The 19927-nt window shown below is 69.5% G+C and carries 19 protein-coding genes and 1 pseudogene; 7 read left to right on the forward strand and 13 right to left on the reverse strand.

Going from position 1 to position 19927, the window contains the following annotated elements; all coding sequences use genetic code 11:
* Positions 1 to 1155, reverse strand: a complete 1155-nt coding sequence (locus OG758_RS42195; protein WP_326714714.1) for a D-alanyl-D-alanine carboxypeptidase family protein — start codon at positions 1153 to 1155, stop codon at positions 1 to 3.
* A 461-nt stretch (positions 1156 to 1616) separates the two neighbouring features.
* On the opposite strand from OG758_RS42195, the gene OG758_RS42205 reads away from it, so the two are divergent.
* On the forward strand, positions 1617 to 1838 hold the full coding sequence (locus tag OG758_RS42205; protein WP_266568788.1) for a hypothetical protein: 222 nt from the start codon (positions 1617 to 1619) through the stop codon (positions 1836 to 1838).
* An 87-nt stretch (positions 1839 to 1925) separates the two neighbouring features.
* Here OG758_RS42205 and OG758_RS42210 read toward each other — a convergent pair whose 3' ends face one another.
* The 3 genes from OG758_RS42210 to OG758_RS42220 all read right to left on the reverse strand — a co-directional run bounded on the left by OG758_RS42210 (position 1926) and on the right by OG758_RS42220 (position 4545).
* Positions 1926 to 2741, reverse strand: a complete 816-nt coding sequence (locus tag OG758_RS42210; RefSeq protein ID WP_326714715.1) for an SAM-dependent methyltransferase — start codon at positions 2739 to 2741, stop codon at positions 1926 to 1928.
* Between the two features lie 178 nt (positions 2742 to 2919).
* Complete coding sequence (locus tag OG758_RS42215; protein ID WP_326714716.1) at positions 2920 to 3699, reverse strand: class I SAM-dependent methyltransferase; 780 nt, start codon at positions 3697 to 3699, stop codon at positions 2920 to 2922.
* Between the two features lie 114 nt (positions 3700 to 3813).
* The gene (locus tag OG758_RS42220; RefSeq protein ID WP_326714717.1) at positions 3814 to 4545 is read right to left on the reverse strand and encodes a TetR/AcrR family transcriptional regulator; all 732 of its coding nucleotides are present in this window, start codon (positions 4543 to 4545) and stop codon (positions 3814 to 3816) included.
* A 98-nt stretch (positions 4546 to 4643) separates the two neighbouring features.
* On the opposite strand from OG758_RS42220, the gene OG758_RS42225 reads away from it, so the two are divergent.
* From OG758_RS42225 to OG758_RS42235, 3 genes are all read left to right on the forward strand, one after another.
* Positions 4644 to 5531, forward strand: a complete 888-nt coding sequence (locus tag OG758_RS42225) for a patatin-like phospholipase family protein (protein ID WP_326714718.1) — start codon at positions 4644 to 4646, stop codon at positions 5529 to 5531.
* 5 nt (positions 5532 to 5536) lie between these two features.
* Positions 5537 to 6742 (forward strand): cytochrome P450 family protein, encoded by a 1206-nt coding sequence (locus OG758_RS42230; protein WP_442810385.1) that lies wholly within the window; start codon positions 5537 to 5539, stop codon positions 6740 to 6742.
* Positions 6743 to 7031: 289 nt separating this feature from the next.
* A complete protein-coding gene (locus tag OG758_RS42235; protein ID WP_326714719.1) occupies positions 7032 to 7163 on the forward strand; it encodes a hypothetical protein in 132 nt (43 codons plus the stop codon).
* A 53-nt stretch (positions 7164 to 7216) separates the two neighbouring features.
* On the opposite strand, the gene OG758_RS42240 is transcribed toward OG758_RS42235, so the two are convergent.
* On the reverse strand, positions 7217 to 7534 hold the full coding sequence (locus tag OG758_RS42240; RefSeq protein WP_326714720.1) for a hypothetical protein: 318 nt from the start codon (positions 7532 to 7534) through the stop codon (positions 7217 to 7219).
* Positions 7535 to 7772: 238 nt separating this feature from the next.
* On the opposite strand from OG758_RS42240, the gene OG758_RS42245 reads away from it, so the two are divergent.
* Positions 7773 to 8069, forward strand: coding sequence for a YciI family protein (locus OG758_RS42245; protein WP_326714721.1), 297 nt, complete (start codon positions 7773 to 7775; stop codon positions 8067 to 8069).
* A 40-nt stretch (positions 8070 to 8109) separates the two neighbouring features.
* Here OG758_RS42245 and OG758_RS42250 read toward each other — a convergent pair whose 3' ends face one another.
* The 3 genes from OG758_RS42250 to OG758_RS42260 all read right to left on the reverse strand — a co-directional run bounded on the left by OG758_RS42250 (position 8110) and on the right by OG758_RS42260 (position 11741).
* Positions 8110 to 9063 carry an endonuclease/exonuclease/phosphatase family protein gene (locus OG758_RS42250; RefSeq protein ID WP_442810386.1) on the reverse strand — a complete coding sequence of 318 codons (954 nt, stop codon included), beginning with the start codon at positions 9061 to 9063 and terminating at the stop codon, positions 8110 to 8112.
* 251 nt (positions 9064 to 9314) lie between these two features.
* Entirely contained in the window at positions 9315 to 10409 is a 1095-nt protein-coding gene (locus OG758_RS42255; RefSeq protein ID WP_326714722.1) for a hypothetical protein, read from the reverse strand.
* Between the two features lie 174 nt (positions 10410 to 10583).
* Positions 10584 to 11741, reverse strand: coding sequence for an agmatine deiminase family protein (locus tag OG758_RS42260; RefSeq protein WP_326714723.1), 1158 nt, complete (start codon positions 11739 to 11741; stop codon positions 10584 to 10586).
* Positions 11742 to 11926: 185 nt separating this feature from the next.
* On the opposite strand from OG758_RS42260, the pseudogene OG758_RS42265 reads away from it, so the two are divergent.
* Both OG758_RS42265 and OG758_RS42270 read left to right on the forward strand, forming a co-directional pair.
* Positions 11927 to 13169: pseudogene (locus tag OG758_RS42265) on the forward strand (RNA-guided endonuclease InsQ/TnpB family protein).
* A gap of 48 nt (positions 13170 to 13217) precedes the next feature.
* Positions 13218 to 14444, forward strand: coding sequence for an IS30 family transposase (locus tag OG758_RS42270; protein WP_326708625.1), 1227 nt, complete (start codon positions 13218 to 13220; stop codon positions 14442 to 14444).
* Between the two features lie 214 nt (positions 14445 to 14658).
* On the opposite strand, the gene OG758_RS42275 is transcribed toward OG758_RS42270, so the two are convergent.
* Genes OG758_RS42275 through OG758_RS42295 form a run of 5 tightly spaced genes read right to left on the reverse strand, consistent with a single transcriptional unit; the run spans position 14659 to position 19906 of the window.
* The gene (locus OG758_RS42275; RefSeq protein WP_326714724.1) at positions 14659 to 15456 is read right to left on the reverse strand and encodes an ABC transporter ATP-binding protein; all 798 of its coding nucleotides are present in this window, start codon (positions 15454 to 15456) and stop codon (positions 14659 to 14661) included.
* Positions 15449 to 16447: an ABC transporter ATP-binding protein gene (locus OG758_RS42280; protein ID WP_326714725.1), complete on the reverse strand. Its 999-nt coding sequence runs from the start codon at positions 16445 to 16447 to the stop codon at positions 15449 to 15451. The genes OG758_RS42275 and OG758_RS42280 overlap by 8 nt, the downstream gene beginning before the upstream one ends.
* A complete protein-coding gene (locus OG758_RS42285) occupies positions 16444 to 17298 on the reverse strand; it encodes an ABC transporter permease (protein ID WP_326714726.1) in 855 nt (284 codons plus the stop codon). Before OG758_RS42285 ends, OG758_RS42280 begins: the two co-directional genes overlap by 4 nt.
* Entirely contained in the window at positions 17295 to 18254 is a 960-nt protein-coding gene (locus OG758_RS42290; RefSeq protein WP_326714727.1) for an ABC transporter permease, read from the reverse strand. Before OG758_RS42290 ends, OG758_RS42285 begins: the two co-directional genes overlap by 4 nt.
* Positions 18251 to 19906 (reverse strand): ABC transporter substrate-binding protein, encoded by a 1656-nt coding sequence (locus OG758_RS42295; protein ID WP_326714728.1) that lies wholly within the window; start codon positions 19904 to 19906, stop codon positions 18251 to 18253. The genes OG758_RS42290 and OG758_RS42295 overlap by 4 nt, the downstream gene beginning before the upstream one ends.
* Between the last annotated feature and the right edge of the window lie 21 nt (positions 19907 to 19927).

A 19927-nucleotide genomic window follows, 5' to 3' on the forward strand; every position in this document is an offset into this window, starting at 1 on the left:
TCACCTGGTGGAGCGCCTGCGCCTGCGCCGGACAGCCTTGAGGACGAAGGGCAGACAGGCGAGGCTGAGCAGGGCGACGGCCGCTTCCAGATGGCGGGTGAGGCCGGACGACCCGTCCCCGGACGTGGAAGCCTGCGAGGCGCCGGCACCGTGGTGGGCCGCCTCGGAGTGACGTGGCGTGGAGGGCGAGCCCGACCCTCGCAGCTGCCCTGCCTTCACGGCCTGAGGAGCGGCGTCGAAGCCCCAGTCCAGGAGTTCGCGGCTCTCTTCGTAGACGGCGTTGGCCGAGGTGTCCTGCGGATTCATGATGGTGATCAGGATCGTTCGGTTGTGCCGGGTCGCGGCGGCCACGAGCGTGTTGCCGGCCTCGGACGTGTATCCGTTCTTCACGCCGATCAGCCCCGGATACGGCTCCACGCCGTGGGACCCGACCAGGAGGCGGTTGGTGTTCTGGATGCCGAAGGAGTCGGGGCCGCCCGTGGCCGGGAACTGGGCCGACTTCGTCCCGCAGTAGCGGCGGAAGTCCGGGTTCTGCAACCCGGCCTTCGCGAACAGCGACAGGTCGTACGCGGATGAGTACTGCCCTGGAGTGTCGAACCCGTCGGCGGAGCGCACCGAGGTGTCGTGCGCGCCGAGCCGGTCCGCGGTGGCCTGCATCCGCGCGAGCGTGAGAGGCATTCCGCCGTTCAGTCTGGCGAGCGTGTGAACCGCGTCGTTGCCGGAACTGAGGAAGACACCGCGCCACAGGTCGCCGACGGTGTAGCTGGTGCCTTCGTGTACGCCGACGAGACTGCTGCCGGGAGCTACGTCGTCGATGTCGGCGGTGACGGCCGTGTGTTCCGTGGCGGCGGGCAACTGTGGCAGCAGAGCCACCGCGAACAGCGTCTTGAGGGTGCTGGCCGGCGCCAGGCGAAGGTGCGGCTCCTTGGCGCCCAGCAGTTTGCCGGTGCCGACGTCGGTGACCGTCCAGGACAGGGCGGACACCTCCGGCGCGTCCGGCGTGCCCGGCGCGGTCTGGATCTGATCGCTCACATCGTCGGAGCGGGGCACCGCGGCCGCGACGCCGCCGACCGGGCCGACCGCGATCGCCGCACCGGCGAAGGAGGCGACAACTGACTTGGTAATACAGGGGTAAAAGCCTACGAATCGTCCCATGGCGGAAATTTAGGGTTGTTTCCCTCGCCCCTGCCATCGCGCTTACGCCATTCGGCAGGGGCCGGATGACTCCATGTCACATTGCGTGGTTCCCGCCTCACCTGATGGCGGCGGTGGGTGTGAGGGTGGTCTGCCGCGCGCGTACGCAGTCGGGGTCTCCGGTCATGCCTGCCTCAGGTGGACTCCCTGCACCATCGTGACTTCGAGTACGCGGTAAGGGATCTGATGCGCCGTGACGGTTGCGGGGACGCTCGGCAAGTCGGCGGTGCGGGGTGCGCCTGGTCGATCGCCTCACCTTGGTGACCTGGGCAGCCGGATCATGGCCGCTGTGGGAAGCGCTGTCCAAGGTCGTGCCACCGAAGCGTCCGTCTGCGCTGTCGTGGCAGCGCTGTCGTGAGGGCGCTGTGACGAGGTGCTGCGCGTGGTGCAATCTGCCGCGGTGACCTGCGAGACTTTGCCGCGTGAGCCATTCCCGCCGCCCCTTGGGCACCGGACCGAGCCTCGACGAGGCCACTGAGCCCGCGCGCGCCGCACGAGGCCGCACGGCCGCGGAGCGAGCAGGTGCCGCCCCGCAGCCTTTCGACCCCGAGCCGTCCTCCGCCGACGATGCGGAGCCGACGGACTCCGGCCGGCGCAGACTCGGCGTCGGCCCGCGGTGGCGGAACGACGATCCGGACGCGTAGCCCGGTCCGCCCCCGGCGACGGCGGCCGGCCTCGGCTTTCGGAAGTGCTTGGTCAGTAACTCCCTTTCTTGGAACGGGAGTTACTCGTCACGGCTTGCGGGCCAGGCCGCCGTGCTCGGCGATGAGCTGTGGGGCCGGGGAGTCGGATTCCGGGCGCCAGAACGGCACCGAGACCACGCCGGGTTCCAGGAGTTCGAGGCCGTCGAAGAACGCCGTGATCTCGTCGACCGGGCGCAGGAAGTAGGGGACGGCGCCCGAGCTGTTGTAACCGTCCTGGGCCTGCTCGAAGCCGGCGTCGATGCCGCGCGACCCGTCGTTGATGGAGAGGTAGCTGCCCGAGGGCAGTCCGTCCATCAGCCGCTTGACGATGGTCCGCGCCTGCTCGTAGTCGCCCATGTGGCCCAGGATGTTGCTGAGGATCAGGGCCGTGGGGCGGGTGAGGTCCAGCGTCTCGGCGGCCGCCGCGAGGATGCGGTCGGGGTCGGCCAGGTTCGCGTCGACGTAGGCGGTCGCCCCCTCGGGGGTCGAGGTGAGCAGCGCGCGGGCGTGTGCGAGGACCATCGGGTCGTGGTCGACGTACACGATCTTGGTCTCGGGGGCGATCCGCTGGGCGACCTCGTGGGTGTTGTCCCCGGTCGGCAGGCCGGTGCCGATGTCAAGGAACTGGCGGATGCCCGCCTGGGTGACCAGGTACGAGATGTTGCGGCGGAGGAAGGCGCGGCTGCTGCGGGCGATGGTGGAGATGCCGGGGAACAGCGCGCTGTACGCGTCACCCGCCTCCTCGTCGACGGGGTAGTTGTCCTTACCGCCCAGCCAGTAGTTCCAGATCCGGGCCGAATGCGGAACCGACGTGTCGATCTTCTGGTGAGCCGCAGCTCCGGGCGTCGTCGCGTGGTCCGTCATGGTTACCGTCCGTCTTCCAACCGAGGCGTGAACTGTTTCCACCGCATAACCTACGTCCCAACAAACCCGGCACGCACACCAGTTCACACGATCGGACAGAACCCGTGCGCGAACCGTCGTGGCGGAGCGGCCGAGCACGGACACGGGCACGGCGTGCCCATCGCGGAGTTGATGACTTTCACAGTCGTCGTACGCGCAGCACGCCGGTCAGCATCGGGAGGGTGAACTCGCCTTCGGCGGTCTCCGGCGTGCTGGCGAGGAAAGCGCGGATCGGGTCGAGCGCGGCCTCTCGTTCCTGTTCCGGCATGACCAGCATCCCTGCCTTGGTCGCGAATGTCGCGACGAGGGAGTCGGCGGTCCGGCGCTGCCCGTGCGGGAACTCGGTCTGCTCCGGCGAGCCGAACCGGGCCGCCAGGCCGGCGCCGGGAAGATGCATGTCGGCCGTCTGGGCACGCCAACTGCTGATTGTGTCCCGCGGGCCGATGGCCGCGCTTCCGCTGATCCGCTCGAGTCCGGCGACCCAGTCGACCCGGTTGTCGAAGACGTTCCACAAGCCGGCGAGCACGCCACCGGGTGCGAGGACCCTGGCCATCTCGGGTCCCGCGACGTCCATGTCGAACCAGTGCATGGCATTGCCGGCCACGACGGCATCGACGGACGCGTCAGGCAGCGGTAGCGTCTCGGCGCTACCGGGCAGGGCACGGACCGTCGGCAGTGTGCGGCGCAGCTCCGTCAGCATCGCCGGGTCGGGCTCGACCGCGATGACCTCGGCGCCCAGCTCGACGAGCGTGGCGGTCAGCTTGCCGGTTCCCGCGCCGAGGTCGAGCACTCGGAGGCCGGGCGCGGGGTCGAGGGCCCAGCGCACCGCGGCCTGCGCATAGTCCGGGCGGTGCTCGGCGTACGCGGTCGCCGCTGCACCGAACGACGAGCTGTGAAGGAGCCGTTCGTCCTGTTCCATCTGATGACCGTATCCGTGCCGCACGGCCGCTGCGCCACCTTTGGACTTCTGAGGAACTTGCGGCGGCGGACGCGGAGCGCCCTCGCGGAGGGGTAGGGCGGACGACTTCGGCGGTCAGCGGTTGAAGTGGTGCAACGTGTCGTCGAGTTGCTCGGGCGTGAGCGCGGGGGAGGGGAGTGGGGGCGACGTCGGTGCGGCGCGGAGGCTGTCGCAGAGGAGCGCGAGGGGCCGGCGCCACCCGTCGGGGGTGGTCGCCGTGGTGAGGGCGGGTACCGCGCGGCCGAGTGCGGCCAGGGCGAAGAGCACGTCCTCGGTGGTGACGTCGGGCCGGATGGTGCCCTGATGGCGACCGCGTTCGAGGAGGAGTTCCACGGTGCGGTGGTTGTGGGCGTGCACGGCCGTCAGTGACTCGACGCCCTCGAGGTGGGTGGTCATGAGGTCGTTCGTCCCGCGGTCGGTGGCCAGGACGGTGAAGACGGCCTGGAGGTAGCCGATCAGCCCTGTCCAGGCATCGTCGACGTCCCGGGCGCGGTCGCCGGCGTCCATCGTGCCGGTCAGCTGGTCGCGGAAGACCGCGTCGACGAGTGCGGCGCGGTGGGGGAAGTGCCGGTACAGGGTGGCGTTTCCCACGCCGGCGCGACGGGCGATCACGTCCAGCGGCGCGTTGAGGCCCAGTTCGGTGAACACCTCGTGGGCGGCTTCGAGCAACAGGTCTCTGTTGCGTCGCGCGTCTCGGCGGCGGACGGGTGCACCGGCGCCCGAACCGTCCTTGCCGCCGCCAGTTCCGCTGCCGCTGCCGGTGTCCGCGGTTCCGTCCGGGCGGTCCGTGCTGTCTGCGATCTTCATTGCCCTTCACGGTACCGGGGAGTGCTCCCCAGTACTGATGCTAACGTCGAACGGGAAGTGGGGAGTACTCCCCGTTTACGGTTTCGAGGGGTTGCGACATGAGCGACGTGAGCAACAAGAGCGAGATCAGCGGCAAGGGAGACAGGGACGGCACGGCGCTGGTGCTGGGCGGTGGCGGGCCCGTGGGCGGGGCCTGGATGACGGGAGTGCTGGCCGGTCTCGCCGACGCCGGGATCGATCTCCTGAGTGCGGACGTGGTCATCGGCACGTCGGCGGGCGCGATCTACGGTGCACGCTTGGCCTGCGGCGAATCCGCCCGCGAGTCGTACGAGCGGCAGCTGGCCCGAGCCGATCGCATCGACCTGCCGGTCACCACCGCCCAGACCCTGCGTTTTCTCTGGGCGGCACTCGGCTCCCGTGACTCGCAGCGGTCCGTACAACGGCTGGGACGAGCCGCCCTTGCCGCTCGCACACCACCCGAGGCCGACGTCCGTCCCACCATCGCCACTCTGCTGCGGGACGCCACCGCCTGGCCCGAGGACACGGATCTGCGGATCACGGCGATCGACGCGCACACAGGATCCCTGGAGGCGTTCGATGCCGCCGGACAGGTCACCCTCGCTGAGGCCGTCGCGGCCAGTTGTGCCGTCCCCATTGTCTGGCCTCCGGCGTCGGCGGCCGGGCGTCGCTGGATCGACGGCGGCAGCCGCGCCACCGCCAACATCCATCTCGCCCGCGGCTATCGCCGCGTCCTGGCCATTGCTCCGTTGACCTCGGCGCCGGGCCCGCACCCGAGCGCCCAGCAGCAGGCGGCCGAACTGGAGGCCGCGGGGACCGACATCCTGTTGGTGTCCCCGGACCGTACCGCCCGCCGCGCCATGGGGCGCAACATGGCCGCGGATACGCGCAGGCCCGGCGCCGCACGCGCCGGCCATGCCCAGGCCACGGCGCTCGCAGACGCGGTGTCCCGTCTCTGGAAGGTGTGACGGAGATGGAAAAGCCCACTCAGCCACCCACCCTCAACGACCTGGCCCCTGACGGGCACGACATGGCCGCGAACCCCTACGCCGTATACGCGGCCCTACGGGACAAGGGCCCCGTGCACCGCGTCCTCGTCCCCGAGAGCGGGGAGGCGTGGATGGTCGTCACACGTGACGCGGCACGCGCCGCGCTGACCGATCCGCGCCTGCGCAACGACATCCGGCACTCCTCCTCCTGGCACGACGACGGCGGACACGCCATCGGACGCAACATGCTCCAGACCGACCCACCCCAGCACACCCGACTCCGCCGCCTGGTCGCAGGCCACTTCACCCCGGGGCGCATCACCGCCCTGCGCCCGCGGATCGAAGCCATCGCCACCGACGTGCTCGCCGAACTCCCGCACCACGGGACCGTCGACCTGGTCAGCGCCTACGCGCTGCCCCTGCCGGTCACCGTGATCTGCGACCTTCTGGGCATCCCCGCATCCGACCGAGCTGCATTCCACGCCTGGTCCAACGCGCTGGTCATGCCGGAGAACCCGGAGCACGCGACCTCGGCGGCCACCGAACTGACCGCCTATCTCGCCAAGTTGATCGAACACAAACGCCGCACACCGGACTCCGCCCTGCTCAGCATCCTCGCCACCGCCGACACCGCGACCGGGCACGCTCCTCCGACCCGCGAAGAACTCCTCGGCATGGCCTTCCTCCTCCTCGTCGCGGGCCACGAAACCACCGTCAACCTCATCTCCGGCACACTCCACGCCCTGCTCACCCACCCCGACCAACTCGACCTCCTCAGGGCCGAACCTGAGCTGACGGGCGCGGCCATCGAGGAATCGCTGCGCTACAACTCACCCGTACACGCCAGCGCGTTCCGCTTCGCCGCCGAACCGCTCGACATCGCCGGAACGCACATCCCTGCGGGCGACGCCGTACTCATCTCCCTCGCCGCCGCGTCCCGGGACCCACTGCACTTCCCCGACCCGGACCGGTTCGACATACGCCGCGCGCCCAACAGCCACCTCGGCTTCGGTCACGGCCTCCACCACTGCCTGGGCGCGCCCCTGGCCCGCGCCGAAGCCACCATCGCCCTCCGCCGTCTCCTCCACGACCGCCCCACCCTCGCGTTCGCCACGGACCCGGCCACCCTCACATGGCGTACCAGCGCCCTGCTCAGAGGCCTGACCGAACTCCCCCTGCGCGTCGATTGAACCGCTACGGACGCCACCCTTGTCCGCACGGAGCGTGTGCGGGCAAGGGGAGGAGGGTCTCGGTGCTGCCCGGTTGCCGGCCTGCGGCGGCTGGTGCCGCAGCTCGTGGCCCGGGGGCACCAGGTGACGGCCACGACGACGAGCGCGGCCAAGCCGGGCCTGCTCGGGGACCTGGGCGCGGAGGCTGTTGCGCTGGTCGCGGTGTCGGTCGGCGAGGCGGTCGCGAAGGCCCGGCCGGACGTCGTCGTGCACCAGATGACTGCGGGTTCCCAAGTGGCCGGCCCGGCTGATGGCCGGGGAAGTCGCGGTGCGGATGATGACCCAGGGGCGCGGCTTCCCCAATGCCAAGGCCGAGCGGGAGCTCGACTGGGAGCCGCACTGTCCGTCGTGGCGGCAGGGCTTCCGGGAGGGCCTCGCGTGACCCGGTCGGAGGAGGCGCCCCACTGGGGTGGTCAGTGTGTCAGTGCTCTCGAGTCAGCCGACCAGCGTTTCGAAGCCAGCCCGGTCGCAGTAGGCGGCCACCCTGGCTCCGCTGTCGTGCATGCGGTACACAACGGCCGCCTCGGTGTCACGCAGGATGTGACTGCCGCCCGTGTCCAGATGTTCCCGGTCCAGTACCTTCGCCGCGTCGATCACCATCTGACCTGCGACGGAGTCGGCGTCAGGTGTGTCGACCTCCTGCTGCCACCGGCCGAACTGGGCGCAGAAGCGCTCCTGTTGGGCCGCAGCCCTCTTGGGGTCGGAGCTCTCGCCGAACGAGCACCCGGTGGTCAGGCCCAAGCAGAGCGCCACCGCCCCGGCTACTGCCGCCGCCCGTCCGGAATAAGATCCGCCCTGCTGTCCCCGCACCGCAGTCCCCCAAGCCGTCCCACCGGCGTGGCATGCCCTGAAGGCAGACTGCACAGACGGGGGTACTGATCTCTTCGACAAGCCGGGCAGCATAATCGCACAGAGATCGCGCCGACCTGCCGCAGACTCAGACATACCTCGGGCCTGCCGCGGATTCGGACTGACAGGAGAAAACACCACGATGCCTATCTATGCCGTGACCTACACCTACACCGATGACTCCGCGGCCCGCGACGCCGTCCGCCCCGCCCACCGGGACTTCCTCGGCGTGCTCATCGAGCAGGGGATCAACCTCGTCTCCGGCCCCTTTGCCGAGGCGGAGGCGCCCGGCGCGCTGCTCCTGTTCCGCGCAGCCGACAAGCAGTCGGCGCTGGCTGCCACGGAGAAGGATCCGTTCCGCCTGAACGGGCTCGTCAGTGACGTCTCGGTCCGGGAGTGGATCCCGGTGCTCGGACCGCTCGCCGACCAGCTGTCCTGACGCCGTGTGCGGCCGCCACCGATCTGCGGTGACGGCCTCATCAGTCCACTCCCGGGCCCAGCGCGATCCGGGCGGCGACGGGCAGGTGGTCGCTGCCGGTCTCGGGCAGCGTACGGATATGGGTCACGGTCGCCGAGCGGGCCATCACCTGGTCGATCCGGGCCAGCGGGAACGCGGCGGGGAAACTGAACGCGAAGCCGCGTTGCGCCGTGGTCATGCGCGAGGTCAGCGGGGCCAACCCGCGGTCGTCGACCGTGCTGTTGAGGTCACCCATGAGGATCACCGGCCTCAGCTTCTCGGCCGCGACAACCCGGCCCAACATGCCCGCGCTCTCGTCGCGCCACGCGGATGCGAGACCGCTCGCCCCGACGCGGACCGAGGGCAGGTGCGCGACGTACACCGCGATCTCGCCGTGCGGGGTGCGGGCGACGGCTCGCAGCCCACGTTCCCAACTGTCCGTGATCCCTGGCGGTTTGATGTCCACCGTCCGGGAGCCGGTCAGCGGATGCTTCGACCAGAGTCCGACCGTGCCCCGGACCGCGTGGTACGGGTACTGCGGGGCCAGCGTCTTCTCGTAGACCGGCAGCGCCGCCGGGACCAGTTCCTCCAGCGCGATGAGATCGGGCTCGGCGTCGGTCAGGGAGCGCGCGGTGCCCGCCGGGTCGGCGTTCTCGTCACTGACGTTGTGCTGCACCACGACCAGGTCGTGCGCGCCGCGTGTCGCCCCCGGCAACAGCAGCCCGCCACAGAGGTACGCCCATGCCGCCACGGGCAGGAGCAGGGCCACCAGCGCGATCACCGAACGGCGCAGCAGCGCCAGGACCAGCAGCATCACGACCACCAGGCCGAGCCACGGCAGGAACTGCTCCAGCAAACTGCCCAGGTGCCCCGCGGAGTTGGGCACGGCCCGGTGGAAGGCCAGCAGCCCGGCCGTCACGACGGCGAGCCCGGCGAGCACACGCCCCCGTGCCCAGGCCGCCCGATCCCACTTCACCACGGCTTCCCATCTGCTCGGCATCACCTCTCAGCACGAGCCGTCGGACGGATCAGGTTCCCCATCCGCCCATTGCGCTCACCAGGCACTCCGGCCAGGCCCCTTGCGGGCACTCCGCGCCCGTTGCCGCGGCGATGCTCCGCACCGCCATCACCGGATGCGTTTCCTCCCAGGGTGAACCGCGGGGGTTCCTCGCAAGAGCACGTTGAACCGGCAGTGGTCGCCGCGATTCACTCGCGCCCCCGCACCGCTCACGACCGTGTCGCGGTCCCGCACTCCGTGTCGTCGGCGCCCTGCATCCGCGCGTCCATCGATGCACTCCGGTCGTACGGGTCGACCTCTCGGCCGGCTCCCGGGCCGGTTGCCGCGCGCGCGGAGCGGAACTCCGGGACGTAGAAACCGGTGTCGTTGTCGCAGCCGCCGTTGGTGGTGTCCGACTTGTAGGAGACGAGGGAGAACGTCCCCGGCTCGGTGATCACCTTCGCCGGGTCGTCCCAGCTCATCACCACCTCGCGGCGCACGATCGTGCGCGCGACCTCGTCACTTCGCTCCGCAGCGTGCGCGACCGGGTAGACGTACGTGACGTCGGTGGTCACCTCGACCGCACCCCGCTTGCCCTCCCGGTACGTGATCCGCCCGCGCGTCTTGACCACGTCCCCGACGAGACGCACCTTCTCCGTCGCGAAACGGCTGAACAGCAGCAGAGGATCGTCGTCCTTGCCCGGTGCGCGGAACGCGGTCGCCAGGTAGTCCTGGACGTCCTTCTGCTTCGGATTGATCAACGCGATCGCCTTCTCGGGCGGCTGTCCGAGCAGCACTCCGGAATCCAGATTGGACGCGGCAAGAAAGTCCCGGGACCTGTCGAGCGCCTGGGAGACCTGCGCCTTGCTCATCCAGCCGGTCGCCCGGGCCTCGGGGACGGTGATCCCCGCCGTTCCGTCACCCCATCGCGCCGCCGGCGATCCCCTGAACGGCTGCTGGAGGGTGGGCTGTTGGGCCGCCGACTCCGTCGCGGGCGGCTGGTCGGGACGTTCCGACTCCGCGGCGAGCGGGGTGTCGCCACCTCCACCGCCGAACCAATCGGTCACGCGCCCGGGATCCAGCGCCACGAACAGCACGCCCGCGGCGAGGATCAGACCGACCACGTACCGGCCCTTGCCGCGCCGCTGCGGGGCCGGCTGGTGAGTCCGCCACCCCTCGGGCCGGCCGGTCTCCTCCCGCAGCCGTCGCGTCACCATCCGGGCCCTGGCCGACGGTTCCTCGGGCGCACCCTGGGTTCCCGCCTCGGCCTCCCTCTGGAATCGCTCCCATTCCTCGTCCGATATGGACGCCCCACTCTTGCTCACGATCTGCTCCCCGCCCCTTCCACGGCACTTGACGTGGTGCTCCACCTTCACCACGTCGAGTCGGCCGGGGGCATGGTTGCCGCCTCGGCGTCGCTGATCCTAAACCGTGTGCACGTGGGGCGGTTGTCTCGACGTACCGGTGCCGAGCCGTAGCCCGGCACCGGTACCCCGTCGCTACGGGCGGGGCTGCTGCTGGGTGACGCAGTGGATGCCGCCCCCGCCCGCTCCGAGACTGTCGATGTTGAGCTGCTCCACGGTGCGGCCCGGGAACAGCCGCTGGAGGGCCGCCTTGGCCGCGGCGTCCGCGCGCGTGTCACCGAACTGGGCCGAGATCACGGCGCCGTTGCACACGTAGTAATTGGCGTACGCGGCGACGAAGTTGACGTCGCTCGACCGGATGCGGGAGTAGTCGGGGCCTTGGATCTTGGTGACCGCGATCGGGGTGCCGTCGGCGTCGGTGGACGTGGAGAGGATCTGGTACTGCTGGCGGGCGTCCTTCGACCAGGCGTCGGTGTCGGTGACCAGGGGCATCTGGACGAGGCCGTCACCGGCGGCGAGGAAGCGGGAGGTGGCGTCGACGTGGTCGTCGGTGATGTCCCGCCCGGTCACTCCGTTGAACCAGATCACCTTCGACGCCCCGAAGGCGTCGCACATCGCGGTCTCGATCTGCGCGGTCGTCATGCCCGGGTTGCGGTTCTTGTTGACGAGGCTGCTCTTGGTGGCGATGAGTGTGCCGTTGCCGTCCGTCTCCACCGCGCCGCCCTCGCCGACGAAGTCGGCGGTGGTGAGCCGCACCCCGACCTCGGCCGCGATGCGCTCGGCGACCAGCGAGTCCTTCGCGTGGGTCTGCTTGTTGCCCCAGCCGTTGAAGTTCAGGCCCACGGCGTCGAGGCCGCCCGCCCCGTCGGTGCGGAAGACCGGCCCGCTGTCACGCATCCAGCAGTCGTCGACCGGGATCGAACCGATCACGGTGACGGCCGATCCGCAGGCGCTCCGGGCCTGCGAGACGCTGGCGGAGTTGGCGCACACGGTGACGGGTTCGTACTTGGCGATCGTCTTCGCGATGAGGGCGATGTTCGCCTGGACGCCGGCCAGCTTGCGGCCCCAGATGGCGGTGCTGTCGGGCCACGCCATCCATGTCCGGGTGTGCGGGACGGTGTCGAGCGGCACGGCGAATCCCGTGCCGGCGGCCGGAAGCGGGGTGGCGAGTGCGTTGCCGCCGCCGGTCGCGGCCCAGGCGGCGCCGGCTGCCGCCAGCCCCGTCGCGGCGAGGAAGTTCCTTCTGTTGAGCAGGCGGTGGGCCGGGATCTGAGGTGCGCGGTGGTCGTTCATCGTTTCTCCTTCGTGGATACCCCCGGCTTTAGCCGGGGGAGGAAATGAAGCTCCTGCGTGAGCGGGGCAGGGAAAGCAGATTCGCTGCCAGGGACGGATCGGCGTACACCGAAACCGCTGGCGAGGGACACCACAAAGAGCAAACGGGGGCTCAACTGTCAGTCCTCCCGGGTAGGTTCCGATGCATGACGACAGAAGCGACCACGCTGGCGGCCGGCCATTGCCGGTACACCTACCGCGTGCGTCTGTCGGCGTCGGCCCGCGCTGCGCTCGAAGCTGAGTGGGACCGGGCGCGTTGGGTGTGGAATGAGTGCGTCGCCACGTCCAAGGCCGTCCACGCGCACAACCGGGCGACCGGCGAGAAGGCGACGTGTGGGCCGGTCCAGCTCGCGGCGATGCTGACCGAGGCCCGATCGCGCACGCCGTGGCTGGCCGATGGTGCCTGCGTTCCTCAGCAGCAGCTGATACGCGACTTCGGCAAGTCGCGCGCGAAGGCCCTCAAGGACATCAAGGCGCGGTTGCCGATGCGGCAGCGGGCCGGGATGCCGAAGTACAAGAAGAAGCGCGAAGCGCTGCCCACCCTCGAATACACCAGGCGAGGGTTCCGTCTCAAGGACGGCCGTCTGCATCTCGCCGGCCACATTGTGGTGCGGCCGGTGTGGTCGCGCGAGCTGCCCAAGCCTCCCTCGTCGGTGCGTGTGTACCGCGATGCGGTGGGGCACTGGTGGGCGTCCTTCGTCGTCCCCGCACAGACTGAGAAGCTGCCTGCAACCGGTCGCGTGATCGGCATCGACTGGGGTGTGAAGGAGACCGCGACCACCACATCCGACGACCACGACCTTCCCCATTCCCAGCACGGGCGGACAGCCGCGCAGAAACTGGCCCGCTATGAGCGGATGATGGCCCGGCGCCGCCCTGCGAAGGGACAGGCCGGATCGAAGGGATACCGCGAGGCAAAGCGGCAGAGGGCGAAACTGCACCGCAAGGTCGCGGCCCAGCGGCAGGACACTGGCCGCAAGTGGGCCAAGAAGGTCGTCCGTGACCACGATGCCTTGGCCGTCGAGGACTTCAAGCCGAAGTTCCTCGCGAAGTCGACCATGGCCAGGAAGGCAGCAGATGCCGCGATCGGCGCCACCAAGGCGGCGCTTGTCGAGATGGCCAGGAAGCACGGCCGGACCATCCATCTGGTACACCCCGCGCACACCACGACGGACTGCGCGCAGTGCGGAGCGAGAACCAAGCACGCACTACCTCTTTCCGAACGAACGTATGCCTGCACCGCATGCGGAGCCGTCTCGCCGAGAGACAAGAACTCCGCCCGCGTGATGCTGGTCCGGGCTGGTCTTCCACCCGGCTAGTGCTGATCGTGTAAGACCTGCACCCCCGCTGGGGGACAGGCGACGTGAGCTAGGAATCCCCCTCGTTTAGGCGCATTCCCACCGTCGTAGCAACACCACAGGTAGATAGGTGTGTTGCATGTTCGAGTACCACCGTGGCAGCAAGCCAGGGGGGACAGCCCGTGTACAAGCGCGACGAAAGTTCGTCGAGCTCGTTCGAGAGGGCATGGGAATCAAAGAAGCTAGTCACACTGTCGGGGTCAGCTACAGAACGGGGAAGGTCTGGGTCAATGGCAGGGCAGCCAGCAGCAGTAATGGGGCCCGGCTCCCGCTGCCCGAGTTCAGGGAACCCGTCACATGTGACCTTGCGTCCGGGAATTCTCGCTATCTGAACGAGGAGGAACGTGGCCACATCAGTGATTTGCTGCGAGAGGGCCGTTCCGTCCGTGCCATCGCTGCTGCGCTCGGTCGGAGCCCATCGACCGTCAGCCGGGAGATCCGACGTAACAGGAATGCGAATGGCACCTACCGGCCCCACTCGGCACAAAGGCGTGCGGCTGCGCGTCGACCACGCCCCAAAGCTCGGAAGATTGAGAGCTATGGGGAACTGAGGACTGTCATCCAGTCCCTCCTGGACAAGAAGTGGAGCCCTCGACAGATCGTGCAGTGGCTGCGCCTCAAGTATCCAGACAGAGAAGATATGTGCATCGGCGTGGAGACCATCTATCGGTCCCTCTATGCCCGCGGGAACCTGCTCGAGCGCGAAGCGAAGAGGGTGCTGCGGACGCGTCGACACCGCCGCCGGCCTCGCTCGATGGCACGCCACCATCGGGCCTCCGTCTCCATCACCGGGATGGTCATGATCAAGCAGCGTCCGACGGAAGCTGATGACCGCCTTGTTGCGGGACATTGGGAAGGCGACCTGATCACCGGGCCGAACCTTGGGGGCTCTGCCATCGGCACGCTGGTGGAACGAACGACTCGCTACACAAAACTCCTGCATCTGCCCGGCAAGGGTGCGGTCGCCGTGAGGGAGGCTCTGACGTCCGCCATGATGGAATTTCCCGCGCAATTGCGGCGATCGGTCACATGGGACCAAGGTGGGGAGATGGCGCATCATCAGCAGTTCACCAAGGCCACTGGAGTTCCGGTCTTCTTCTGCGACCCTGCCAGCCCTTGGCAGCGAGGCACCAATGAGAACACCAACGGCCTTCTGAGGCAGTACTTTCCGAAGAGCACCGACCTATCCGTCTTCACTCGCATCGACCTCGATTCCGTTTCTGCTGAACTCAACGAACGACCCCGCGAAGTGCTGGATTGGGCGACGCCGGCTGACCGGATGGCCGCTCTTCTAGCCGCGAGCTGACACGCGGTGGCGCGGTAGCATGCTCCACCGTCATGTCTCGATGAGAAGCCAAGACTGAACGTCTAAGTCCACCGCCGTTCGAATAGAAGAGCGGCACGGAAAGCATCACGTGTTGCAACGATCTATGGAATGCGCCTTACAAGGGGGAGGAGTCAACTGTGATCTCCGATCTTTTGTGTACGGCTCTCTGGTCGGTGGTCTCGGAGCCCCGTGGCTACAGCGCGCGGCGGGCCAGGGCGATGGCCTGCGGGTTCCATCCGGGGCGGGGGATCGACTCCAACAGCAGGCGTGTGTACGGGTGCTGGGGGCCGTCGAGGACCTGGGAGGTCGGTCCTGACTCGACGATCCGGCCCTGGCGCATGACGATCACGTCGTCCGTCACACAGCGCACGACGCCGAGGTCGTGGGTGATGAAGAGGTAGGCGATGCCGGTCTGTTCGCGGATGTCGGCGAGCAGGTTGAGGATCTGCGCCTGCACCGACACGTCCAAAGCGGCGACGGCCTCGTCGAGTACGAGTACGGCCGGTTCGACCGCGAGTGCCCGCGCGATGGCCACCCTCTGGCGCTGTCCACCGGAGAGCTGCCGGGGCAGTGCGCCGGCCGCCCGGCTGCCGAGCCCGACCTGGTCGAGGAGTTCGTCGAGGCGGCGCGAGTGGTCCCCGTCGGGAAAGTGGAGCCGCAGCGTTTCGCGCAGCGCCGCGTCGACGGTGATTCTCGGATCGAGGGAGAGGAACGGGTCCTGGAACACCATCTGGACGTCGCGGGCCCGCGCGAGCCGGGCCGCCCGGCCACGCGCCCGTACCGTCCGTGAAACGCCGCGCACCAGGACCTCGCCCGCGTCCGCGCGCTCCAGGCCCACGACGATGCGGGCGGTGGTCGTCTTGCCGGAGCCGGACTCGCCGACGATGCCGAGCGATCCGCCCACGCCGAGGGTGAACGAGACGTCGTCCGCCGCCTGGACGCTGCGGTAGGAGCGGCTCACTCCGGTCACTTCGAGGACGGTCTCACTCATGGCCGGACTTCCCTTCGAGCCGTTCGCTGTGGTGGCACGAGACGCGATGCCGCAGCGGCCCGTCCTCGTCGCCGACGGGCCGGTCGACGGGCGTCTCGTCCCGGCAGATGTCGGTGGCGTACGCGCACCGTGGCGCGAACGGGCACCCCAGCAGCTCCTGTCGTAGGTCGGGTGGTTGGCCGTCGATCGCGGCCAGCCGCCCCTGAGGTGCGTCGAGGCGCGGTGTGGCTCCGAGGAGGGCGGCCGTGTACGGATGCCTCGGTCGGTCGAACAGGGCGTCGGCGGGGCCGGTCTCGGCGATCCGGCCCGCGTACATCACGTAGACCCGGTCGCTGATGGTCGCGGCGAGACCGAGGTCGTGGGTGACGAAGAGCAGGCCGGTGCCGAACTGTTCGCGCAGGTCACCGAGGAGGGCGACGACCTCGGCCTGGGTGGTGACGTCGAGTGCGGTGGTGGCCTCGTCGGCGAGGAGCAGTGCCGGGTCGCCCATCAACGCGGCCGCGATCATGACGCGTTGGAGCATGCCGCCGGACAGCTGGCCCGGGTGGCGGCGCAGGACGTCGGGGGAGAGGCCGACCGCGGCGAGCATCTCCGCGGCGCGCCGGCCGGCGTTCTCGGCGCGCATCCCGGTGTTGAGGCGCAGGCTCTCGGTGAGGAAGTCACCGATCCGGCGCAGCGGGTTGATGGCGGCGCGGGGGTCCTGGAAGATCATGGCGGTCGTGCCGGTGCGCAGCTCGCGCAGCCGTGGCGGCGTCATGGTGAGGACGTCGTTCCCGGAGACCCGTACGGTCCCTTCGGTCGTGGCCCCTGGCGGAAGCAGGCCCAGGACGCTGCGGGAGGTGAGGGACTTCCCGGAGCCGGACTCGCCGACGAGGGCGACCGTCTCCCCGGCGGCGATGGTGAGGTCGACGCCGTCGAGTACCGGTCGTGCGGTGTCCAGGAGTTGGAGCCGGAGCCCCTTGATGTCGAGCACGGGCGGGCTGTCGTTCATTTGTCCCTCCTGGCGACCTGGTCGGCCCAGCGTTCGCCGACCACGTTGAACGCGACGACGGTCAGCACGATCGCGGCGCACGGCAGGAACGCCGACAGGGGGTAGCCCCGCTGGATGGCGGTCTGGCCGTCGAAGACCATCCGGCCCCAGTCGGGCGTCAGCGCGGGCACGCCGAGCCCGAGGAAGGACAGACCTGCGAGATCGATCAGGGCGTAGCCGAAGTTGATGGCGGACTGGGCGAGGACGACGGGCGCGATGTTGGGCAGGACGTGCCGCAGGCAGACCTGGAGTCCGGAGTGCCCCTGGACCGAGTAGGCGCTGACGTAGGGGCGTTCGCGCTCGGCCAGCGCCAGGGAGCGGGTGAGCCGGCTGACGTACGGGAGGTAGGCGACGGCGAGCGCGATGACCGGGGCGAAGAGGCCTTCGCCGTACACGGAGACGATCAGGATCGCCAGGAGCATGCCGGGGAACGCGAAGATCAGTTCGGTGCTGCGGGACAGCACGGAGTCGAGCCAGCCGCCCCGCCAGGCGGCGGCGATCCCGATGGCGACTCCGGCGACGGTCGAGAAGGCGACCACGCCGAGCGGGCCGAGGAGGGAGGTCCGGGCGCCGGTGACCAGGCGGGACAGCGTGTCGCGGCCCGAGGCGTCGACGCCGAGGGGGTGGGCGGTGGACGTGCCCGCGAGCGCGTTGCCGAGGTCGGCCGCGTTGGGGTCGGCCGGGGCCAGCCAAGGGGCGAGCAGGGCTGTGAGGACGACCAGGCAGACGAAACCGAGGCAGAGCACGTGGAGGAGTGGACGGTTGGTGCGGAGCCGGGCGAGGCCGGGGCGGCGCAGAACGGCGACGGTCATGCGGCAGACCTCCCCGGGCTGAGGGAAATGCGCGGGTCGACCAGGGGGTGGACGAGGTCGACGACGAGGTTGACCGCCATGAACAGCGCGACCATGGTCAGCGAGATGGCCTGCACGGTGGGGAAGTCCTTGGTGGTGATGGACAGTTCGAGGAGTTGGCCGATGCCGCCGACACCGAAGGCGGACTCCACGAGGACGGTGCACACCAGCAGGGTGGAGACGATGAGCCCGCCGGTGGTGAGCACGGTGCCGAGCGCGTTGCGGAACACATGCCTGCTGATCACATGTCGCTTCGGGACGCCCCGGCTGAGGGCCACGGTGACGTGCTCCTGGCCGAGGACGTCGAGCATGGCGCTGCGGGTGACGCGGGCCAGCATGCCGATCAGATACAGGGACAGGGCCACGGCCGGGAGGGTGAGATGCCAGAGCAACTGCCCGAGCCCCTCGCCGGTTCCTCCGGCGGGAAACCAGTGCAGCCGCACCGCGAACACACCCTGGAGCACGACCGCGGCGACGAAGGACGGGGTGCCGACGGCGAGGGTGGTGGTGACCAGGATCGTGGCGTCGGTGGCGCCGCCGCGGACCGCGCCGATCCGGCCGAGGGCGAGGCCGATGACCACGACGAGGACCAGTGCCATCGTGACCAGGAGCAGGGTGCTCGGCAGCCGGTCGGCCAGGAGCCGGGACACGTCGGTGCGGTACGTGATCGAGCGGCCGAAGTCGCCGTGCAGCAGTTGGCCGAGCCAGCGGAAGTACCGTACGGCGAACGGGTCGTCGAGGTGGTACTGCTCGTTGACCGCCCGCAGCGCGTCCGGCGAGGCGGACCGCCCCGACAGGAGGAAGCTCGCCGGGCTGCCGGGCGCGAGATACATCGCACCGAAGATCACGAACGAGGCGCCGAGCAGGGTGGCGGCCATCTCGGCCAGCCTCCGCACCGTGAATATGAGGAAGTTCATTGCGCGGCCCCGATGCCGGCGGCCCACGGGGAGTAGAGGTAGGAGATCGTGGTGGGGGCGCCGGTGATCCGTTTGTTGAGGAACAGGGCGGTGGGCCATTCGGCGACCGGGATCCACAGCACCTGATCGGCCGCCTTCCGCTGTAGCTCGGCCTCCGTCGTCAGTCGCTCGACGGGGTCGTAGGTGGCGCGTGCCCGGTCGACGAGGCGGTCGTAGGAGTGGTCGCTGTAGCCGGCGAAGTTCTGGTAGGCGCCCGTCCGGAAGTTGCTGAGCAGGTCCAGCGGATCGGTGATCGAGTCGTAGTACGTCTCGGGGAACATGTCGATGCCCTTGCGCGCCTGCGGGTCAGTGAACAGGGCGGTGAAGGCGTTGGGGGCGACGGTCTTGAGCTTGATGTCGAGCCCGATCTCGCTGCCCGCCGCCTGGACGGCGGTGGCGAGCAGTGACACGTCCTGGCCGATCGAGCTGGTGGCGACGGTGAGTGTCTTGCCGGTGGCCCCGGCTTCCTTGATGAGCTTCCTGGCCTTGCCGATATTCGGCTCGGCCGACGGGAGTCCGTCGAAGGCGGCCTTGCGTACCGACTCTGGGGCGGCGGCCCAAGCAGCCTTGGTGGTCAGGGAGTTGGTGACGGTGCCCGCGCCGCTCAGGCCCGTCTTGAGGAAGCCCCGGCGGTCCAGTGCCAGGGACAGCGCGCGCCGGACCCGGACGTCACCGAGGGGTCCGCGCATGTTGGTGACGTTGACATTGACGGTGCTGAGGCCCTCGCCGAAGTAGAGGGTCCCGACGCCGCTGGAGCGCAGCGCGCCGTAGCTCTCGGTGGGGATGAGGTATCCGCCGTCCACCTCACCGCTGAGCATGGCCTTGGTGCGCGCGGAGGAGTCACCGAGGAAGCGGAACACCGCTTTCGCGGACTTGGCCTTCCTGCCCCAGTAGTGGTCGAAGCGCCGCAGCTCGATCGACTGCCCCTTGTCCCACTTGCCGAGCTCGTACGGTCCCGTGCAGGCGAGCCCGCCCGAGGTTCCGTAGTCCCTTCCCGCGGCCCTGACCCCGGACCGGCTCGCCACCACCCCGGCGGCGGTCGCCATGTACTGGGGGAACTGGGAGTCGGGCCGCTTGAGTTTGACGGTGACCTGGAGCGGTCCGGTCCTGTCGAGCGAGGCGACGTTCTCGAAGACCTGCGCCCACGCCGCCCCGTTGTGCGGGTTCATCTGCCGGCCGAGGCTGAACAGGACGTCGTCGGCGGTCATGACGCGCCCGTCGTGGAAGCGCACGCCGTCGCGCAGGTCATACACCCAGGTCAGGGGGTCGGGATGGGAGGCCTTCCTGGCAAGGCCCGGCGCCAGTTTCAGGTCGGGCGTCCACCGCATCAGGCTCTCGCACACGTTGGAGAGGATCATGTTCTGCGGGTAGTCGAACGCGGAGATGTAGTCGAGCGTCGGGGGCTCCGCGTAGAGCGCCCATGTGAACGAGTCGATCTGGCCCTTCGCCCGTGGCGTGCTCGCGGACAGCCGGAAGTCGGTACCCGCGCCCGAGGCGCCGGTGCCCGGCGGTCCCGCGCACGCGGGCACGAGGAGGACGGCGGACAGGGCGGCGGCCAGCAGGGCCGGACGGCCGGCTCTGCGTCTTCCCGGCCTGGGTGGTGTGGTGTGCATCGGCGCGGTTCCTCTCCGTAC

The sequence above is a fragment of the Streptomyces sp. NBC_01474 genome (assembly GCF_035918215.1).
GTDB lineage: Bacteria > Actinomycetota > Actinomycetes > Streptomycetales > Streptomycetaceae > Streptomyces > Streptomyces aureus.